The 19,297-nt window shown below is 44.8% G+C and carries 12 protein-coding genes and 1 riboswitch; of the genes, 5 read left to right on the top strand and 7 right to left on the bottom strand.

The features are described from left to right. Positions 1 to 110 precede the first annotated feature (110 nt). Positions 111 to 2,513: a zinc-dependent metalloprotease gene (locus AC0L6N_RS03425; RefSeq protein WP_473478879.1), complete on the top strand. Its 2,403-nt coding sequence runs from the start codon at positions 111 to 113 to the stop codon at positions 2,511 to 2,513. Between the two features lie 203 nt (positions 2,514 to 2,716). On the opposite strand, the gene AC0L6N_RS03430 is transcribed toward AC0L6N_RS03425, so the two are convergent. The 4 genes from AC0L6N_RS03430 to AC0L6N_RS03445 form a co-directional block, all read right to left on the bottom strand. Continuing rightward, positions 2,717 to 3,136 carry a hypothetical protein gene (locus AC0L6N_RS03430; protein WP_011573964.1) on the bottom strand — a complete coding sequence of 140 codons (420 nt, stop codon included), beginning with the start codon at positions 3,134 to 3,136 and terminating at the stop codon, positions 2,717 to 2,719. 81 nt (positions 3,137 to 3,217) lie between these two features. Then, entirely contained in the window at positions 3,218 to 4,585 is a 1,368-nt protein-coding gene (hemN, locus tag AC0L6N_RS03435; RefSeq protein WP_473478880.1) for an oxygen-independent coproporphyrinogen III oxidase, read from the bottom strand. A 149-nt stretch (positions 4,586 to 4,734) separates the two neighbouring features. Continuing rightward, on the bottom strand, positions 4,735 to 6,147 hold the full coding sequence (locus AC0L6N_RS03440; protein WP_011573966.1) for a hypothetical protein: 1,413 nt from the start codon (positions 6,145 to 6,147) through the stop codon (positions 4,735 to 4,737). Between the two features lie 114 nt (positions 6,148 to 6,261). Beyond that, positions 6,262 to 7,536 (bottom strand): alkaline phosphatase family protein, encoded by a 1,275-nt coding sequence (locus AC0L6N_RS03445; protein ID WP_473478881.1) that lies wholly within the window; start codon positions 7,534 to 7,536, stop codon positions 6,262 to 6,264. Positions 7,537 to 8,118: 582 nt separating this feature from the next. On the opposite strand from AC0L6N_RS03445, the gene AC0L6N_RS03450 reads away from it, so the two are divergent. The 3 genes from AC0L6N_RS03450 to AC0L6N_RS03460 all read left to right on the top strand — a co-directional run bounded on the left by AC0L6N_RS03450 (position 8,119) and on the right by AC0L6N_RS03460 (position 12,262). Beyond that, positions 8,119 to 9,729, top strand: a complete 1,611-nt coding sequence (locus AC0L6N_RS03450) for a catalase (RefSeq protein WP_011573968.1) — start codon at positions 8,119 to 8,121, stop codon at positions 9,727 to 9,729. Between the two features lie 185 nt (positions 9,730 to 9,914). Further along, entirely contained in the window at positions 9,915 to 10,508 is a 594-nt protein-coding gene (locus tag AC0L6N_RS03455; protein WP_473478883.1) for an ankyrin repeat domain-containing protein, read from the top strand. Positions 10,509 to 10,798: 290 nt separating this feature from the next. After that, the gene (locus tag AC0L6N_RS03460; RefSeq protein WP_473478886.1) at positions 10,799 to 12,262 is read left to right on the top strand and encodes a carbon starvation CstA family protein; all 1,464 of its coding nucleotides are present in this window, start codon (positions 10,799 to 10,801) and stop codon (positions 12,260 to 12,262) included. Between the two features lie 176 nt (positions 12,263 to 12,438). Here AC0L6N_RS03460 and AC0L6N_RS03465 read toward each other — a convergent pair whose 3' ends face one another. The 3 genes from AC0L6N_RS03465 to AC0L6N_RS03475 all read right to left on the bottom strand — a co-directional run bounded on the left by AC0L6N_RS03465 (position 12,439) and on the right by AC0L6N_RS03475 (position 18,081). Further along, complete coding sequence (locus AC0L6N_RS03465; RefSeq protein ID WP_473478888.1) at positions 12,439 to 14,316, bottom strand: TonB-dependent receptor plug domain-containing protein; 1,878 nt, start codon at positions 14,314 to 14,316, stop codon at positions 12,439 to 12,441. A gap of 181 nt (positions 14,317 to 14,497) precedes the next feature. Continuing rightward, a riboswitch (cobalamin riboswitch) is annotated at positions 14,498 to 14,675 on the bottom strand. Between the two features lie 832 nt (positions 14,676 to 15,507). Then, positions 15,508 to 16,491, bottom strand: coding sequence for a transposase (locus AC0L6N_RS03470; RefSeq protein WP_473478891.1), 984 nt, complete (start codon positions 16,489 to 16,491; stop codon positions 15,508 to 15,510). A 282-nt stretch (positions 16,492 to 16,773) separates the two neighbouring features. Next, the gene (locus AC0L6N_RS03475; RefSeq protein ID WP_473478893.1) at positions 16,774 to 18,081 is read right to left on the bottom strand and encodes a DsbA family protein; all 1,308 of its coding nucleotides are present in this window, start codon (positions 18,079 to 18,081) and stop codon (positions 16,774 to 16,776) included. A 173-nt stretch (positions 18,082 to 18,254) separates the two neighbouring features. On the opposite strand from AC0L6N_RS03475, the gene AC0L6N_RS03480 reads away from it, so the two are divergent. Continuing rightward, on the top strand, positions 18,255 to 19,274 hold the full coding sequence (locus AC0L6N_RS03480; protein WP_011573974.1) for an AraC family transcriptional regulator: 1,020 nt from the start codon (positions 18,255 to 18,257) through the stop codon (positions 19,272 to 19,274). The last annotated feature ends 23 nt before the right edge of the window (positions 19,275 to 19,297 follow it).

Raw genomic sequence — 19,297 nt, forward strand, 5'->3', positions numbered from 1 at the left:
CAGTGCGGTGCGGATCTCGCTAATGTATTGCCAAGAATAACTATAAAATCAAACCAATAATTATATTTATATTCATACTCATACTCATATTCACGATAAAAGGAGCGCAGATGCGGTTATTAAGGGGAAGGGGCGTTGTTTTTTTATTAAGCACGCTAATGTGTTTAATGGCTGGCGCGGCGAACGCACAGAGTATTGCTGAATTCACCGATGGGATGGAGCACAAAGCTGGCTTTTTTGATTTTTATTACGACGGCGAGAACGACAAAGTCTATTTACGCATCGATAAGCTGTCGCAGCCGTTCTTATTTCAAAGCAGCATGCCCCAAGGTATTGGCTCGAACGATATCGGCCTTGATCGTGGTCAGTTAGGCAAGACGCGTTTGGTCGAGTTTCAACGCTTTGGTAACAAAGTGATGCTCAAACAGTTAAATACAGCGTATCGAGCGACATCAGCTAATCCCGCTGAACAGGCCAGTATCGATGAAGCGTTCGCTGACTCTGTATTAGTAGGGTTGCCTGTTGTCGCCTCTAACGAAAAGATGGTGCTGGTGGATTACACGGATTTTCTACTGTCTGATATTCACCAGATTAGCGATCGTTTAAATACGACCAAGCAGGGCAGCTATAGCCCTGATGCTTCCCGAAGCGGTGTATATCTAGCGCGCAGCAAAGCCTTTGTGGATAATACCGAGCTTGAATCACTGGTGACGTTTGCTGGTAGCCAGCCCGGGGAGTATGTAAAACAAGTGACGCCTGCGCCAAAGAGTATTTCGGTGCATTTGCACCACTCGCTTGTTCGCTTACCTGACAATAAGTACCAACCACGCAAGTTTGTCCCGTTTTCAGGCTATTGGGCGTTGGGTTATCAGGACTATTCAGCGCCGCTTGATCAAAGCATGACGACGCAGTTTATCCCTCGCCATCGCCTAAGTAAGAAAAACCCCAAGGCTAAAACCAGTGAAGCGGTTGAGCCTATCGTGTACTACCTCGACCCAGGCATTCCTGAACCAGTTTTAGGTGCATTACTTGACGGTGCGCGCTGGTGGAACCAAGCCTTTAGTAAAATTGGCTACAAAGATGCGTTTCAAGTGAAGGTGCTACCAAAAGGTGCTGACCCAATGGATGTGCGCTACAACGTGATCCAGTGGGTACACAGAGCCACTCGCGGTTGGTCTTACGGCAGCTCTGTGGTTGACCCTCGCACCGGGGAAATCATTAAAGGCCACGTAACGCTTGGTTCGTTGCGTGTTCGCCAAGATTATTTAATCGCTCTTGGCTTAACCAGCCCCTTTACTAAAGCGGAAGGCGTTACTGATACGCAAGCGCAACAAGAGATGGCGCTGGCGCGTATTCGTCAATTGTCTGCCCATGAAGTGGGGCACACCTTAGGTATTTCCCATAACTTCGCTGCCAGCGAGTATGGCCGTGAGTCAGTAATGGATTATCCGCATCCGCTTATCACCTTAAAAAATGACAGAATCAGTTTAGAAGGTGCTTACGCGACAGGCATGGGTAAATGGGATGACTACGTGATTGCCTATGGCTACCAAACCTATGTCAATACTCAAGATGAAACGACAGGCTTAAACGAATTGGTGACACAAGCACGTGCCAGTGGCATGCGTTATCAATCCGATCCCGATGCTCGGCCTCTACACGCGGCTAACCCATCAGGCAGTTTATGGGATAACGGTGAAGATGCCGTGGCTGAGTTAAAGCGAATTAGCGATGTTCGCAGCGTTGCAATGCAGCAGTTCGGTATTAACAGCATTCCTACTGGCGATACGTTATCTTCATTAGAAGAGCGTTTTGTACCAATATATTTACTTCATCGTTATCAGTTAGATGCAGCGGCAAAACTGATTGGCGGGGTGGAATATGAGTATGAAAGTAAGGGGGATTATAATAAAGCTAGAGGCGCAAAGCCGGTTGATGGTAAAGCGCAACAAAGAGCATTAAATGCGATTTTGGATACCATGCAACCTGCCTTTTTGAGTGTGCCTGGACATATCGTAAAATTAATCCCGCCTAAAGCCTATGGTGAATCACGCAACCGCGAGAGCTTTAAAGGTCGTACTGGGCTAACGTTCGACCCAGTATCGGCTGGGGAGTCCGCGGCAAATTACAGCTTGTCCTTGTTACTACAACCTCAGCGTTTAAATCGATTGGCGCAGCAACATAGTCTGAATAAAGAAGCCCCGAGCGTTCATAGTGTTATATCCACTTTGTTGGCACGTAGCTTAAAACAAGACAGCGCTAACCAACTTGCACAGCGGATCAATTATGTGGTGCTCGACGGTTTAGTCAAATTGTTGGCTTCGCCTGAATTAGCACCGGAAGTGGCAGGCGCGATTGAATTACAACTGCGCGATTTAACCCAGTGGTTAGGCAGCTTGAAAAAGCGTGGGCAAAACCGAGTGTTAGCGGAACAGCTTAATCAGTTTTGGCAAACTGGAAAATGGCCAACGCATTTTGAACCTAAGCCTTTGCCACCAGGCTCACCCATTTAACGCCTTTCGCAATAAGCTATTAAGCGCGCTTAATAGCTTATGCTCAAGTCATTCGTACTCAAGTCATTCGTTCTCAAGTTAGAAAGGAGAGGTTGGTCACTGCAAGTAAGGCAAGGTGTAAAGGGTTTGCGTTGTCGATGACTTCTAAAGCGTCAACGACATATGCATTCAGGGGATTTATTTAAAAGCTAAAAACGCACGTTCTACTGTGACTGGGCTGCGTTTAATTCTTCTTTCAGCCATTTTTTAGCGGATGTTTCATCGTCAAAAAATGCGTATTTTAAGGAAGTACGTTGATATATGCTTTCCCAAAACTGCTCTGCTATAGATTTGTATTGTACATCATCAAACACAATTGCTGTGGCCACAAGGTTCATATGCTCAGCTTGCTTGATTGATTCAACCATCATCCCTGCCGCTTCAGGTGGCAATAAGGGCTCACCACTCAGTACAGTCAAACTGGTCCATGGTTTGTCACATAACTGCTCTCTATATTGATTTATTTCGCGCTGGTATTGCAACACCATTTCAGTGTTAGCTGGGCCGCGAGCACGAATAATCATTAACTCTAGTTCTACGCATATATACAAACTTCCATGAATAGGAAAACTTCTGTTGACCATCGAGTCTATTCCTTTGATTTAACTCAAAATACACCTTAGGTATAACACAGATCTTCCTTGATCACATAGCGTAGTATTTTACTATATCGTCGCTGAAAACTTCTGCTGTGTATCGAGCCCCAGATAGGCATCAAATGCCATGCAAATGCTGCGTAACAAGAGTTGGGCTTTGGGCTGAACGTAAAGTGCGTGGGGTAAATTTAGCATCAAACCATCTTGAATAAACATAGTTAATCCACGCAATTCGCTAGCAAAGTACTCATCAAAATCTATATCAAAGCACACAGAGATAGCGGTTTTATCAACCATGGAATTACACATAATGTCGCTAATCACTCGGCGTCGAATACGGTCGTCCTTGCTGAGTTTCAACCCTTTCTCAAGGGCGCATTTCTGGTGTTCGATGGCGTAGTAGTAATCAGCAAGTCCTTTTTGGTTCTGGCTGTAACTCTCGCCCACGGCGCTAATTGCAGATACTCCTAACCCTAGCAGGTCGGTATTTTGCCCCGTGGTATAGCCTTGGAAGTTACGCATTAAACTGTTGTTTTGTTGGGCTAGCGCTAATTCATCATTCGGTAAAGCAAAGTGATCTATGCCGATGAATTGATATCCAAATTGGGTAAGTTTATCTACAGCTAGATGCATTAACGCGAGCTTTTGCTCTGTGTCCGGTAGGGCGTCTACTGACAATTTTCGCTGTGCAGCAAAACGCTCTGGTAAGTGGGCATAGCTAAACAGTGACACCCGCTCCACTTGCATCGCATGTACGGCCTCTAATGTATTGGCAAAACTTTCAGGGGTTTGAAAAGGCAGGCCGTAAATAAGATCCAAGTTGACTGAACGAAAGTGACGCTCTTTGGCACGAGCCACCAAAGACGCTATGAGTTCCGTCGACTGTACTCTATTGATCGCTTTTTGTACTTTAGGATCTGTATCTTGTAAACCGATACTCAAACGGTTGAATCCCATGTCTGCCATGGCATCAATACGCCCAACGGTCATATCTCTTGGGTCTATCTCGATACTTATTTGTGCGTCAGTGGTGAAATAAAAATGCGTTTTGAGCTCGTTCATCAGTTGCAGTAACTGATCGTCTGTTAGAAAATTGGGTGTTCCGCCGCCGAAGTGTAAGTGAGTAACCGCTTTCGCCCCAAAGTGCTTAGCTTGCTGCTTTATTTCTTCAATTAGATGCTTAAGGTACACATTTGCTTTGGTCTGTAACTGGGTCACAATTTTATTGCAGCCACAGTAGTAGCAAAGATAATGGCAAAACGGGATGTGTACATATAAAGAGAGGTTTTTGTTATCACTTTGCTCTGCAGCGTTTAAGAAATCGGCTTGCTTGAATAAGGGGGTGAAGTTTGGCGCTGTCGGATAAGACGTATATCGCGGTCCACGAAGTGGATATTTTTCAAGTAAAGCGGGATCTAACGTAACAGATGGGTGCATGAAGTGTGCTCGCAAGTTAACTCAGTGAAATAAGGGGTAACAAGCGCAGTATAAATAACGTACAGAAATCAAAATTGATCTAGAACAATAAACCACAAGGCTGAAATGTGAGTCAGCCTTGTCATCTATCGATAGGCGGGAGTTAGAATTTAGCCTTTAAATCCAAAAAAGTTATTTTTCATAATTTCTTCGACCGCGCCTTCAGGTAGGGCATTTTCCCACTCACCTCTACCTTTGGTCACCTGTTTCAGTACGTCTCGGGAGAATATCTTAAACAAGTTGGGGTCGCTGCAATCGATGCCCTGAATAAAGTTATTTTCTAATAAGTGGCGATATAAAAAGCGCAGATGATCAGGTACTTTTACCGAAGTAAAGTCGTTTAATTCACCTTCGCTATCCAGTTCAGGGTAAACAAATAGTCGGGTGTTATCCGGGAATAACTTACCAAAGCCTTCTAGAATTCCGCCTTCAACCCCGCGGTATGATTCCTCGTCGAAAATTTGTTTAATGTTGATCATACCCACCACTATACCAATCTGTAACTTGGTATATTGCCTGAAATAAGCACGTAGCGAGAAGTAACGGGTGTAATCCGAAACCATCACGTTGTAACCCAAAGAGTTAAGCAATTGCACTCTGGCGATAATGTCTTTAGAGGGGACTTTTGCGTCATTACCTCGGCTGTCGTTCAGGGTGATTTCGGCAATAGCAACCGTATTGCCTTTTTCTACCCCGGGTAGCTTGCCAAAAGCCAGTTGCCCTTGCTCTATCATGTCTACGTTCAGTTTGGTAACGGGCCTAAAAGAACCACGAATGGTCAGTACGTTCTTTTTGTAGAGCATTTCAGCAGGAACCGCCACGGTACCATCCGGTTTAAACATAATGGCGCGGGTCTTCCAGCTTCTGATCAGATGAATGTTTTTCGCGCGGTTATCAACATCTTCAAAGTAGGGGCCCTTGAATTCAATTGAGTCTATTTCGATTCGATTGGCTTTGATGTTATCCGTTAACGAGTCGATAATTTTTTTCGGATTTTCAAAATAGTAGTAAGCAGCATAAATGAGGTTTACACCGATTACACCTAACGCTTGCTGCTGGGCTTCCGCGTTATCGTCAAGCATGCGCACGTGAACCGTGATATCAGATGGTTCAGCACCAGGATACATTTGTACGCGAACACCACACCAAGCATGGCATTCATTCGCACGATTGAAACTCTTTGCCGCAACAGTGGCGGCATAGGCAAAATAACGAGACGAGCGAGAACGGGTATCGCCGACGCGATCAAGTACCAGCTCGAACTCCTGTTCCATCATGGCTTTGACTCGCGCTTTACTTACATAACGTCTGTCTTCTTGTACGCCGTAAATAGCATCAGAGAACTTCATATCATAAGCAGACATGGTTTTAGCGATGGTACCCGCCGCCGCACCCGCTAAGAAAAACTGCCTCGCGACTTCTTGGCCTGCGCCAATTTCTACGATCGTGCCGTACTTTTTCTCGTCTAGGTTTAGGCGTAATGCTTTGGCGCTGGTATTTCGCGAACTGGTCTGTTTGTCCATGGTCTCTCCAAAATTGTAGGGGATGTACCAACATGGTGATTGGTTTGTTAGTTGCCATTATACGCAATAAAACCCTTATTGCGTAAGGTGTTAGCGTTTTTAGCCTAAGCTAACTCAGCGTTCTGCCAAGCATGATTGTTTCTCGGCACTTAAAATGTGTCGAACATTCGACATCTTGCCGTCGTTTTGGGCGGGTTTTATGCCCAGCGCACAAGCAATTAAGTTATACACTTCGATGTTATCGAAACGATTGGAAGTCGTCTGTTTAGCAAAAGCTGGGCCGTTCGCAATAAAGGTCGCTGCCATTTCTGGTGCTTGGTTATCATAACCATGGGTTGCGGTGTGTGTTAATGTCGATGCATTCGGTTGGCTTTTATCTTGACTGGCATAAATACTCCAGCCAGGGTCTGCTAACAGCATAAGATCAGGGCCGCGTTGAGGATGATTGAACTGATATTTTTGTGCGAGTGCAGGGCGCTTTATCACGCGTAGATGCGCAATGTGGTTCATCGTTAGTGCTTGATATGCACTGTCTACGTGCGAACGTTCACCATATAAGTTCAAAAAGGGGGAAAATACGGAGGAAGTGTCTTTAGGCCAGTCTGAAACGACAAAATCTGACCAATTTACCAAAGTGTCTAGGTTGATGACTCGTTCAGAGCTCAAGTCAATCATGCCGTGATCGGAAACCACCACCACATTTATGTCTTGATAACCCTTTAGTTTCTGCAGCCCAGCGAGCAACTCTCCAATATGTTGGTCAATGCGTGCAAGTGCACTTATTTCTTCTGTAGAATTGACGCCGAAATCATGAGCCGCGCTGTCCACTGCGGAAAAATACAAAGTAACAAGATGTGGTCGTTGCGCTTCGGGAAGCGACAACCATTGCAACACTTCAGTAACTCGCTCAGCGTAATCCTTGTTTTGATTGTAGGTCTTTCGATAAGAAGGGCTGACTTCATTAATATCCACTTCTGAACCGACCCAAAAATACGTGGCAGCCTTCATCCCCTGCTTTTCAGCGGTGATCCAAATGGGCTCTCCTCCCCACCAGTAAGGGTCTGTTGCATCCGTATTGCGCGAAAATTTACGATTGAGCGGCCTGTCAAACGGGTAGTTAGATACTATCCCATGATGCTTTGGGTGCAGCCCGGTGGCGATAGAATAAAAATTGACAAAGGTCTTCGTTGGCATCGCTGGCGTCATGCTTTTTGCAGTGACGCCTTGCTGCCCAAGGGCGTATAAATTCGGCATGTTTTTTTGGGTAACGCTAGCAGGGCGCAAACCATCAACACCCACCATGATGATATAAGGCTTGCCTGCTTGAGCATGAGCAAAGCTGCTCAGTGTCAGTGAAACCAGAGCGATTAACCAGCGAGAAAGGGGCATACAATTTCCTACAAAGTGGTAACTGAAAGTTGTTAAAACAGGTATTTTCACAAGCTAACGAATAACACGCTTAATAGCCTCATTTTGAGGGCTCACTATAGCGAATAAATGCTGACGACTACACAAAGGTGTATGAACTTTTCATGGCAATGTATACCTTGCTCGCTTGAATGGAAGGCGCTGTAGCAAAAGTACGCCGAATTTTTAACGTCATTGCACTTTCAATTAACTGCTCCTTGAATTAACGGCTCCTTAAATTAACTGCTGCTTAAATTCACTGGGCCAGTATTAGTAATCTTGCTAGCACGTCACCGTACTTTCCTTTCATCGTATTTCTAGATTGCCACAATCTTGTTTAATCATTTTATTGATTTTCCCTTTCTCAGCATACTTCAGTCCAGCCCAGAAATAGGCCGTTAAAAGTAGTTCGCAACAACAGATAGCGGCTTGCTTTCAACTCACGTAACCAGAAGTACTTGCCCTTTAAGGCGTCGTCTTCTGGTTATAAAAATAATAAAAGTTGATTAAGTACCGAACACACAAAGGCGCTTGGGATACTTAAGATTTCCTCGGAGAACTAAAATGAAAATAAAAGCTTCACTTCTTATTGCGGCTACGCTTTTTAGCGTTGCTACTATGTCCAGCGCAGAAACGTTGACTCGCCAAAATGGTGCGCCAGTGGGCGATAACCAAAATTCACAAACTGCTGGACCATGGGGCCCAGTGTTATTACAAGACAGCCACTTAATTGAAAAATTAGCTGCGTTTGACAGAGAGCGCACACCAGAGCGAGTAGTGCATGCCCGTGGCACCGGCGTTCACGGCTACTATGAAAACTACGTTGACCTTTCAGACATAACGGTTGCAGCACCGTTTCAAAGCGAAAACAAGAAAACAGACGTATTTGTGCGTTTCTCTGCGGTTATCCATGGTCATCAATCTCCTGAAACGTTGCGCGACCCTCGTGGATTCGCAGTCAAGTTTTACACCGAGCAAGGTAACTGGGATTTAGTTGGTAACAACTTCCCGATTTTCTTTATTCGTGATGCAATCAAATTCCCAGATATGGTGCACAGCCTTAAGCCGTCACCCGTGACGAACAAACAAAGCGCAGCACGTTTGTTCGACTTTTTCTCTCATGTGCCTGAGTCCACTCACATGCTAACGCATTTGTTTTCAGACATGGGTACGCCAAAGAGCTACCTGAATATGGATGGCTCAAGTGTTCATGCCTTTAAATTTGTGAATGCCAAAGGCCAAGTGAAATATTTCAAACTAACGTGGAAAACCAAGCAAGGTCAGAAGAACTTTACCGCCCAAGAAGCGCAAGAAATGCAAGGTAAAGACTTTCAGCCGATGACGACGGATATTTACACCCGTATTGGTGAAAAAGGCGAAACCGCTTCTTGGGATCTGTACTTACAAACGATGGAGCCCCAGCAACTTGATGACTTCGACTTTAACCCGTTAGATACCACCAAAATCTGGCCTGAATCGCTTATTCCAGCCAAGAAAATCGGCAAGTTAACCCTTAACCGTGTGCCTGATAACTTTTTTGAAGAAACAGAACAAGCCGCGTTTGCACCAAGTAACTTGATACCCGGTATTGAGCCATCTGAAGACAGAATGCTACAAGGTCGTTTATTCTCTTATGCTGATACGCAGCGTTACAGAATCGGCGTAAACGCATACCGAATTCCGATTAATGCACCACGTAATGCTGCGATCAATAACCACGAGCAACACGGTAAATTGCGCACCACCAACAGCACACGTGATGTGAATTATCAACCAAGTCGCCGCGTAGCATTAGATGACGACAACCAGTACAAATATGCCCAAACGCCTTTGTCGGGAACGACTCAACAAGCGCCGTTCTACAAACAGCGTAACTTTGCCCAAGCCGGTGAGAAATTCCGTTCATTTAGCAAAGTAGAGCAGCAGCACTTGATTGAAAACTTAGGCACAACCTTAGCAGGTGTTCCTGAAGAAGAAATCCGCGTGATTATCAGTGCATATATGTACAACGCTGACAAACATTACGGAACAGGCGTGGCTAAATTAGCCAGTGCACCAATAAGCAAAGTGAAAGCGACCGCCAAGCAATTGATGGACAACCAAGCTGCACTTGAAAAGCGTGCCAAGAAAGTCGCTGATGATTTCAGCCGTATTTCATACAAGGCTGAGTTGTAAGCAGTTCACATCTAGCATCTAGCCGCTGCTTGCATGTCATCACAAATATGCGCTCGAGCAAGATGCGATGTGTAAAAGCAAGGCTCAGGTAAAATCAGTAATAATGGCGTGTTAAGGGTAGAACACCCGGCACGCCAATTTTTTTGCTAAACATTATGTTTTAGCAAGCATAAGAGGAATAAGGCATGAATAGCATCATCTATTTACCACTAAAAATTTTAATGACATGCTGCTTTTTGATATTAGCGTCAACATTAGCCTTTGCGGGCCAAACACAGCCTGTTGATGGCACACACCTACAAACGGTTTACTTTGATGCAGCACGGCAAGGTGATATCCCCACTTTACGTGCGTATTACACTGCCGGGCTAAGCCCAAATGTTGCAGACCAAAAAGGCTATACCGCGCTTATTCTATCGGCCTATCATGGCAAAACCGATGCGGTAGAATATTTGTTAGCTCATGCTGATGTAAATGCTTGTCAAGAAGACAACTCAGGAAACACCGCTTTGATGGGCGCTATCTTCAAGGGGAATTTCGGAGCGATAAAGGCACTTATTAGCGCTGATTGCGATATTGATCAAGCCAATAGCAACGGCCAAACCGCCGCTATGTTTGCTACGCTTTTCAATCGCACGGATACTATCTCAGCGTTAACCGAAGCGGGAGCCAATTTAACGGCCAAAGACAGTTCAGGCAATAGCTTGGTGGATATAGCGTTAAGTCAAGGTAATTATGAATTGGCTGAGGCGTTGATGGAAAAAAGAACAGCAAACTAAACCTGTCGAACAGCGCTGTAAGCCCTGTGTATACTCACTCGCTGTAAATATAGGTCTTACCAGTTTATATGTGTGCTTAATAGTTAGGCATAAATGCAACTTAGTTACATTTTCTTGTGATCAACGTCTGAAATAGTCTCGTTTATCATGTTTTGTTTTAACGGACTTTGTTATTATCTCGCGCTCAAATTAACGTTCTGTTAATCAATGAAACAACTTCATGGAATGAAAAGCGGGGTGCGCTGGGCGCGCTCTAATTCGAATCACTTTGAACAGAGATACGCGCTGTTATGATCGTTTTTTTTATTTGTATCACTATCTTGATCCTCGGTTATAAGTTTTATAGCCCCTTTGTTGAAAAACAAGCAGGGATCGACCCCACGGTTGCCACGCCACAAACTCGCTTTAGCGAAGGCGTGGATTATGTGCCTATTCACCCGGTACGTGCGTTTCTCATTCAGTTTTTGAACATCGCCGGTGTTGGGCCTATCTTCGGGCCGATATTAGGTGCTTTATACGGCCCGGTCGCATTAGTGTGGATTGTGATTGGTAATGTGTTAGGCGGCGCTGTGCATGATTATTTCTCAGGTGTGATGAGCATCAAAGAAGATGGCAAGAGTCTGCCTGAGATTGCTGGGCACTATTACAATGTGGTCTTTAAGGGATTCATGCTGATATTTACCGCTATGCTCTTATTTTTTGTGGGGGTGGTGTTTATTATGAGTCCGGCGGGTCTATTAAGTAACTTAGACTCGTTTCAAGGGACCATATTGGCGGACAATACCTTCTGGGTATTAGTGATTTTGGGTTACTACTTTTTAGCGACCTTGTTACCTATCGATAAAATTATCACTAAGTTTTACCCAATCTTTGGTTTATTGATGATTGTAATGACCAGTATGATTGCCGTGGCCCTACTTATTGATGCGCCGCACTTGCCGGTTACCGGCGATTTTTGGGCATACTTCGAAGCGGATCATGCTCATGATTTCTTAGCACCTAATCCTGATGGGTTGCCAACTTGGCCCCTGTTATTCGTTACTATCACCTGTGGTGCGATCAGCGGTTTTCATTCTACCCAAGCCCCTATTATTGCCCGTTGTTTAACTAACGAAAAGTACGTGCGTCCAGTCTATTACGGCGCCATGGTGTGTGAAGGTATAGTGGCCTGTGTTTGGGCACTAGCAGGTATTGCGGCCTTCCCCGAAGGATACGCTGGTCTCAAAGCTATGCTTGATACGGGCGGTCCAGGTTTGGTCGTTAATCATGTAGCCAATAGTTACTTAGGTGTATTTGGCGGAATCATGGCTATTGTTGCGGTCGCGGTGTTCCCGATCACTTCTGGTGATACAGCGTTTCGCTCGCTTCGTTTGACGGTGGTTGACGCGTTTAACATTCCCCAAAGTATCCGTAACCGCTTGTTGCTAGCACTGCCTATTTTGACCATTGCCTATTTTATGACAAAGTTAGACTTCACGGTGATTTGGCGTTACTTCGCGTTTTCCAATATGTTGCTTTCAACTAGCGTGTTGTGGTTAGCGACCAAGTACTTGTTTGACAGAGGCACCTTCCATTGGATTGCGAGTATTCCAGCTGTGATCACCACTGGCGTTACCGTTTCTTATATTATGACTGCGGCTATCGGCTTTAACTTATCACCAGATTTAGGCAAGCCAATCGGTGCAGTCGTGGTGGTGATTGGTTTGATTTTATTAGTGCTAGCACATAATAAACATAAACAGGTTGCGGCTTAACTGCCTAGTGCATAGGCTTTAACTAACAATGACTGATTAACAAAGCTAACCCGAAACGGTTAGCTTTTTTTATGGGAAGCTAAGGCTGATTTGGACAAAACTAACCCTTAAAAAAGGGATGCCGCGGCATCCCTTTTGAGTTAGATAAAACGTAAATGCTTTTCAATATTCAGCGATTAAAACTGGTACTGAGCACCAATGTAACCCGCCGCACCTGAGGTGTTATAAGCTGCAATGTCTTGGTAGTTCGCATCAAAGGCATTTTCAATACGGGCGGTCAGGCTTAAATTTTGATTAACCGTATAACGTGCACTGATATCCATCACTTCATAGCCTTTGAGTGCTACGCCATCGACCGAATCATGAGATGAGCGCAGGCTAGCGGCTAACTTCCAAGTGTTATTGTCGTAATACACGCTGACGCTACCTGAGTTACGGGGGCGACGGCGGCGCTGGTCGCCAGCGGTATCTTCAGTATCGTTGTAGGTATAATTAGCGGTGACACCAATAGTATCGGTAACAAGCACGTCTGCAATGAGCTCGATACCCTTGGACGAGCTTTCGCCTAAGTCTTGTAAGTAACCCGAAAAAGCGGCGAGATCAAAGTAAATGCTGTCTTCTATCTTTTGATCAAAGTAAGTGGCTTCAAACTGTGAGCCAGAGGCCAAAGAGTAGGTTAGGCCAACCTCATAGCCTTTGGTGGTTTCTTCTTTTAAATCGGTTTCAGTGGCTGGTGCCCTAGCAAAAGGCCCAGCGTTATAGCCGATTTCGTATAAGCTTGGCGCTCTAAAACCGGTACCGTAGGCCCCGCGAAGCTTAAGTTCGTTCTCACCGATTGCCCAAATATAAGCACTGCTTAACCGATAGCTCGTGTGCTCGCCGAAATCTTCGTTGTCGTCATGGCGCACACCTGCGGTAATGAAAAAGTCTTTCAGTACTTCACTTTGGTATTCAAGGTAATAACCTCGCTGAATTCGCGCGTCATCGGTACTGGTAATGGCTTCTTTTTCCCAGTCAATACCGTAAATTAAGCTAGAGTCTTGATTCAGTTCCGTGTTACCTAAATACTCCGCTCTTTCTGTATAGCCCTTGGCGCCAAAACTGAACACGCCTTGCGTGTAATTGTTGCGCTCAATAAACATTTTTGACAGCGCAAACTTATGCTCCGATGCTCCATGTGCATAGTTGGCCGTGGCGCGAACATTGGTTTGTTCGAAATCATTAGTACAGTTATTGGTAGCCGTTTCACCAAAGCCGCAATTATCAAACTTGCCATCAGCATCGGTATTACGTGCGACAAAACCAAGTTGCAGACTGTCGCTGGCTTGGTAGCCTAACCGGGCATGAAGGGTGGTGTTGTCATATCCGTCAGCGTCTGGGGTTTCATTGTCAGCAATGAGTGAGTTAAAACCATCGGTTGAAAAGTCAGATGCGGCAACATAGTAGTCGAATTTATCTCTTGAGCCTCCTACATCAGCCGCCAAATTGGTCGCGTTATAGCGCCCATATTCTGCTGAAACGTGACCAGAGGGCGCGCCCACTCCGTTAGCGGTTTCAATATTGATCACCCCGCCAGCATCCGCGCCATACACTAAACCCTGGCTACCACGGAGTATTTCAACACGGTTGATGTTGCTACTTTGTATTTGCCCAAATTTAGGGCCGACTTGAGTGCCGGTTGGGTCAGAAACATCAACGCCATCAATACGTACCAACGTGCGGTAACCTTCTTCACCGCGAATACGTAAGCTGGTGGCTGAGCCTACGCTACCACTGCCTGTCACAGTCACTGATGGCTGGGTGCGTAGCACATCTGCTAAATTGATATAACCACGGGTTTCAATTTCATCCCGGGTCATAATTGATACAGACGTAGCGATTTCACGAATGGGCATAGCTACCCGGCTTGACACTACAACCATACGTTCAAGCGGGCGGTCGGTTTTGCTAGCAACGTCTGTTGAATTAGCTGCCTGAGCATCAGTAGTTTGTGCGATAGCTGGGCTTACAGCAAAGGCGAGAGAGATGGCGATAGCCAATGGACGGTGTTGCATGTGTGTTCCTCAATCTGAAAAAAGTTAACGATCGAAGGAGGGGTAAAATGCGTGAATTATAATAATCTTGCGGCGATATGCAGTGAAATGACGTTTAAAAAGGATAAGATAGCGTCAAAACTAAAGCCACCAACAAGTTAATTTGATAGGTGCATTCTAATGAAGCCCTCCGCTTCATTCGTAAATAACTAGTTCATAGGCCGGTGTCGGGCTGACATCTCAAAGGACGCTTACCGTTGCGGGGGCAGCGATGGGTTAACCTAGACAGCCATGTTTGTCTGGTGACACCATACTTCCCGTTTACCCTGTTCAGTTGAAATGGCTCACAACCAACAGGCACCTAGAATAGCGGGCGAGACGATACAAACACTGGGCTACAAAGTCAATGAATAAGGCCGCAACCCCAGCAGTTGATACACAGTAGTATCACGCCTCACCACCAACCAACCAATATCATGACACCCATAATACATTGTCTAAGTGAGAACCGATAAAATGAAACCGATAAAATGACACCCATGATAAATTGTCTAAGTAAACAGCCGCCCAGCTTCAAACCCTAGCCGTTAATGTCGCCGCACCACCGGTGTTATCTCGTTGCCCTACCACATCATTACTTCGTGAACTCCATCACGCACAAACTAATATCAAGACACCCATGTTTAGACCTAAGACCGTTACTGTCACACCGATAATAAGATTTGGTGAAAGTAGCTCAGGCTCAAGGTAGGCGAGTGCTTTCGTGATAAAAGAGACTAGTGGGTATACGTTACTTTTATTTATCTGATTTTTGCGTCTTGTGAGTAAAAATGAAGGATGGCATGAATTTACGGCGTAAAGCGCTTGCGAAAATGTATATCCGAGATGATTTTCGCAGATTTTAATGGTTAAAGTTACGCTCGTTTAAGTAACTCTCTGGCTTTTCCCATACCTCTAAAACTAATATCAAGACACCCATGTTTAGACCTAAGACCGTTACTGTCACACCGATAATAAGATTTGGTGAAAGTAGCTCAGGCTCAAAGTAGGCGAGTGCTTTCGTGATAAAAGAGATTAGTGGGTACGTGTTACTTTTATTTATCTGATATTTGCGTCTTGTGAGTAGAAATGAAGGATGGCATGAATTTAAGGCGTAAAGCGCCTGCGAAAATGTACATCCGAGATGATTTTCGCAGATTTTAATAGTTAAAGTTACGCTCGTTTAAGTAACTCTCTGGCTTTTCCCATACCTCTAATACGTTGATGATGGGTATGCCGTTTGAAGGTGTTCATTATCAGCTCTGCACCTGCGGCACAAAAGAAGTGCTTTTCGAACTCAGTCACTAAAATTAACCATTGCGCTGAATCTAAGCCTAACTGTTGTAAAATTGGGCTTTGGTATTTTTCGATATGATCGGCTTTGTCATCAATAATACTGCGGCTGGTGGTTTGTACTAGGTCGCAATAGTTTTCAAGTGAATAGCTGAGGCCCTTAGGGGAGTTTTGTTTCGGATTGCCTATAAAGGGCATCAAATTTTTTGGTTGTTGTTGCTTATTATTAAAAGCTTGCAGTCGTTTTTTTATACTGCTGTATTTTGAGGTTTTAGGCGTTTTTTCAACTTTAGCTCGAACGGGGTTTAAGTCAACATAGGCCATACATGCTAACAGTGCACTTTCATCTAACAATGCTTGAGATTTAAATCGCCCTTCCCAAAATCGACCAGTGCAACAGTCCTCTTTATTCGCCTCTCTGGCAATATATTCATTGATGTCACGCATAAACCAACTGATGTCGTACAAACGCTTTCGATATAGCTCAACAGTTTCATCAAAGGTAATCAGCTCACCTGGAGTGAGTTTATCACCACAGACGTACTTTTGCGTGAGTAAGGTGCCCTTATGTATTTTGTGATAGCGGCGTAATACCTCGTCAATTTTCCAATCATTCGCTGCTGAATCATCTACGTGTAGTACTATATGTGTGTGATTACTCATTACTGCGTATGCACAAATGCTGATGGAAAATACGGTCGACAAAAATAGTAAACGATCCTCAACCCAACCTCGACGGTGCTCGTAACTTTGACCAGAGTATTTATCAATCCCACACAGGTAAGAGCGCCGAACACATCGTGAAATGCAGTGGTAATAGGGGGTATCAATTAGGCTGATTTGGTTTTTTCTAGGTTGAGGCACAATGCGTACACCATGATGAATAAGATACTTAATGATTTTAGTTCAGTTTTTGAAACGAGAAGGGTTTTATCATGGATGTCAGCATAGTGTTTTTAACCTGAGCTAGATCAGATTAACGTGGGTGTCACAATAAGATATGAGCTAGGTAAAATTAGCATGGGTGTCATGATAAAATAAAAATCTTATAAGGTTGTGATGTCTGCGGCTTAAGCCAATCGCTATCGCGTGAGTTTTCTCGGCTGGCTACATACTCTAGTCCACACTTTAGGCCCGCATTTAAGGTCAGGTATTGGCCTGTATCGCTTGATCGATGACCCAGAGGCGATCCTGACCCCAAGTGACCGTATCCTGAAATCGAAAACAGGGAACGCCCCATAAACCCAATGCGTTAAGTTCATCCATATTGGCTTCAACGTCTTTACGCCACGACTGGCTACGAAGTTCTTTTTTCGCCTCTTCCCACTCAAGGCCACTGCGCTGTGCGATGATGCGCATACCTTTCTCGTTGTCAGCCAATATGCCTTGGCTGTTCACGGCGCGAGCGAATTCGAGCAGGTAGGTTATCTCTTTGCCTTGGGCCTTGGCCATAGCAAATAGTGAATAGCAGTTTTCCACGGCTTTGCCCAAGGGATCGGCCACAAAACCGTAAGGAATGCCCTGTTTCTTAGCTTCGCGTTTCGTGTCATGAAAAATATACATCTTCTTGGTTTGTGGTACGTTCATGCCGCGCATCATCATGGGTAACACAGGTTTTACAATCAGTTCGCAAGCATACTGTTGGCACAATTTTATCGCTAACTCTAAGCCTAAATAGGAATAGGGACTACGAGCTGAAAAATACAGAATGACTGGATCTGCAATAGCCTTTAACTTCAACGGGGAAGTCAAAGAGATTTTCGTCTGGCGGTCGTATTTTATCTCTTGCGAGCTAGGTGCAAAGAGCAATGAGTTTAGACGCTTTTCAAGGTGAACAAGCCGATCTATCGCCCAATACCATTCACCTGCATATTTGATTGTGCCAGGTAAATAGTGCCCTTGTTCGGCAAGATACCCCTCATTATCTGCAATTGTCTTAGACAGCGTTAGTGGCATCGAAATATTTTCATTCCGGTTTTTAGTAACGAGTGGGCAGGGAATGTCTTGCCAGTATTGTTGAAAAATTCCCCGCATATCCTCTACTGCTGTATCGCTATGCTCAGCTTCCAGCATCGCTCCCCAATACTGGGCGAGTTCGAACTCAGCTTTAGGGCGGTAAGATGCTAATGGCGGAAACTCTAGCTCGTATAAAGCAGCGAGCCTAGTGCAATCAAGTAAACTATTGCTCTGCCATTTTTCTAAATCGGGAAACATCTCTTGTTGTTTATCGTGTACGGTGAACAGCCTGATTTGAACGCCATAGCGTACTTTGATTTCAGGTAATACTTGAAGAAGTAAATAGCTATAGGGATCAGTTATACTGACAAAAATTTCAAGTGTATGTTTTCTAAGTGTTATTGCTCGCTTACTTTCTGCGACAGAGCGCTTAATATTAAGCAGTACATCGCTTGAGATGGCTTTGGTCATATAGCGCATAAGGTGTTTTTTTAGCATTGTTATATCTCTATGGGTCTAATGACTGTAAGTGCAGTAGGTCAAAATAATGTTGTCCCATTCTAGGGAGACAAGAGATCAGTGGAATAGCCTAATTGGCCACTTGCTTAGCATATGTGGCCAAAGCGCTGACCTGTGGTAAGCTTTGTTCTCACTCGTTGGAGACTAACAATATGCGCGACACATTTGGTGCCACGGAGCCTGCGGTGCCGACTTACTTCCCCAGTGCACTTTTCCGTTGGTTGCTAAGCGAAGGCTATCAAGCAGATGCGTTACTCGTAGACTTACCTTTCACTGAGAAAGAATTTGAACGAGGCGAAGTGAACGTCACGTTTAACCAGCACAAAGCGTTTATTACCCGCTGTATCAACGTTACGCAAAACCCTCGTTTAGGGCTCGCATTCGGCAAACACCTAAAACTTACTGACCTCGGTTTACTTGGTTACGCTGCATCGAGCAGTGCAAGTTTGCGTGAAGCATTGCAGGTCATTGTGGATTACTTTAAGTTACGCGGGCCACTGCTCAAGTTAACGTTAAACGTCAGTGGCGAAAAGGCAATCTTAGAGGTGTTTGAAGTCTTAAATTACGACACCATCCGCGCGTTTATGTGTGAAGCGGCTTTAGTCACAATTCGTAATATTATTAAACTGTTAGCAGGCGATGACATTGTACAATACGCCACGGTTACTTATGTAAAACCGGATGATTGGGACGCGCAATTAAGCCCCCTAGCATTCAAATTTAACCAAGCGCAACACAGTGTACATTTTGATGCGATACATCTTAGTGCACCTTTGGGCAGTGTTGATATCAAAACCCAGATAGTGATCAAACAACTGTGCCAGAACATGCTTGCAAAAATCAGCCAGCAAGAAGGGTTAATTACACGATTATCACACGTTATTTTGCGTCAACCAGATCAGTTTCCTAAACTCGAGGAAGCGGCTAAGGCACTCGCCACATCACCACGTACGTTGCGCAGGGAGCTACAAAGTCTCGGAACGACATATCAAAAAGAGTTAGACGTAATACGTAGACGCATTGCTATGGAGTATTTGAGTAGTACTACTTTGCCCATTGAAACGATTTCCCAGCGTTTAGGCTACATAAATGCGCCCAGTTTTGCTCGAGCATTTAAACGCTGGACAACCCTTTCTGCCAGCCAATACCGCAATCGCTATAACCTTTTTTAGTGTGGACAAATTGTTAAGGTAAT

The sequence above is a fragment of the Paraglaciecola sp. G1-13 genome, from assembly GCF_055809255.1.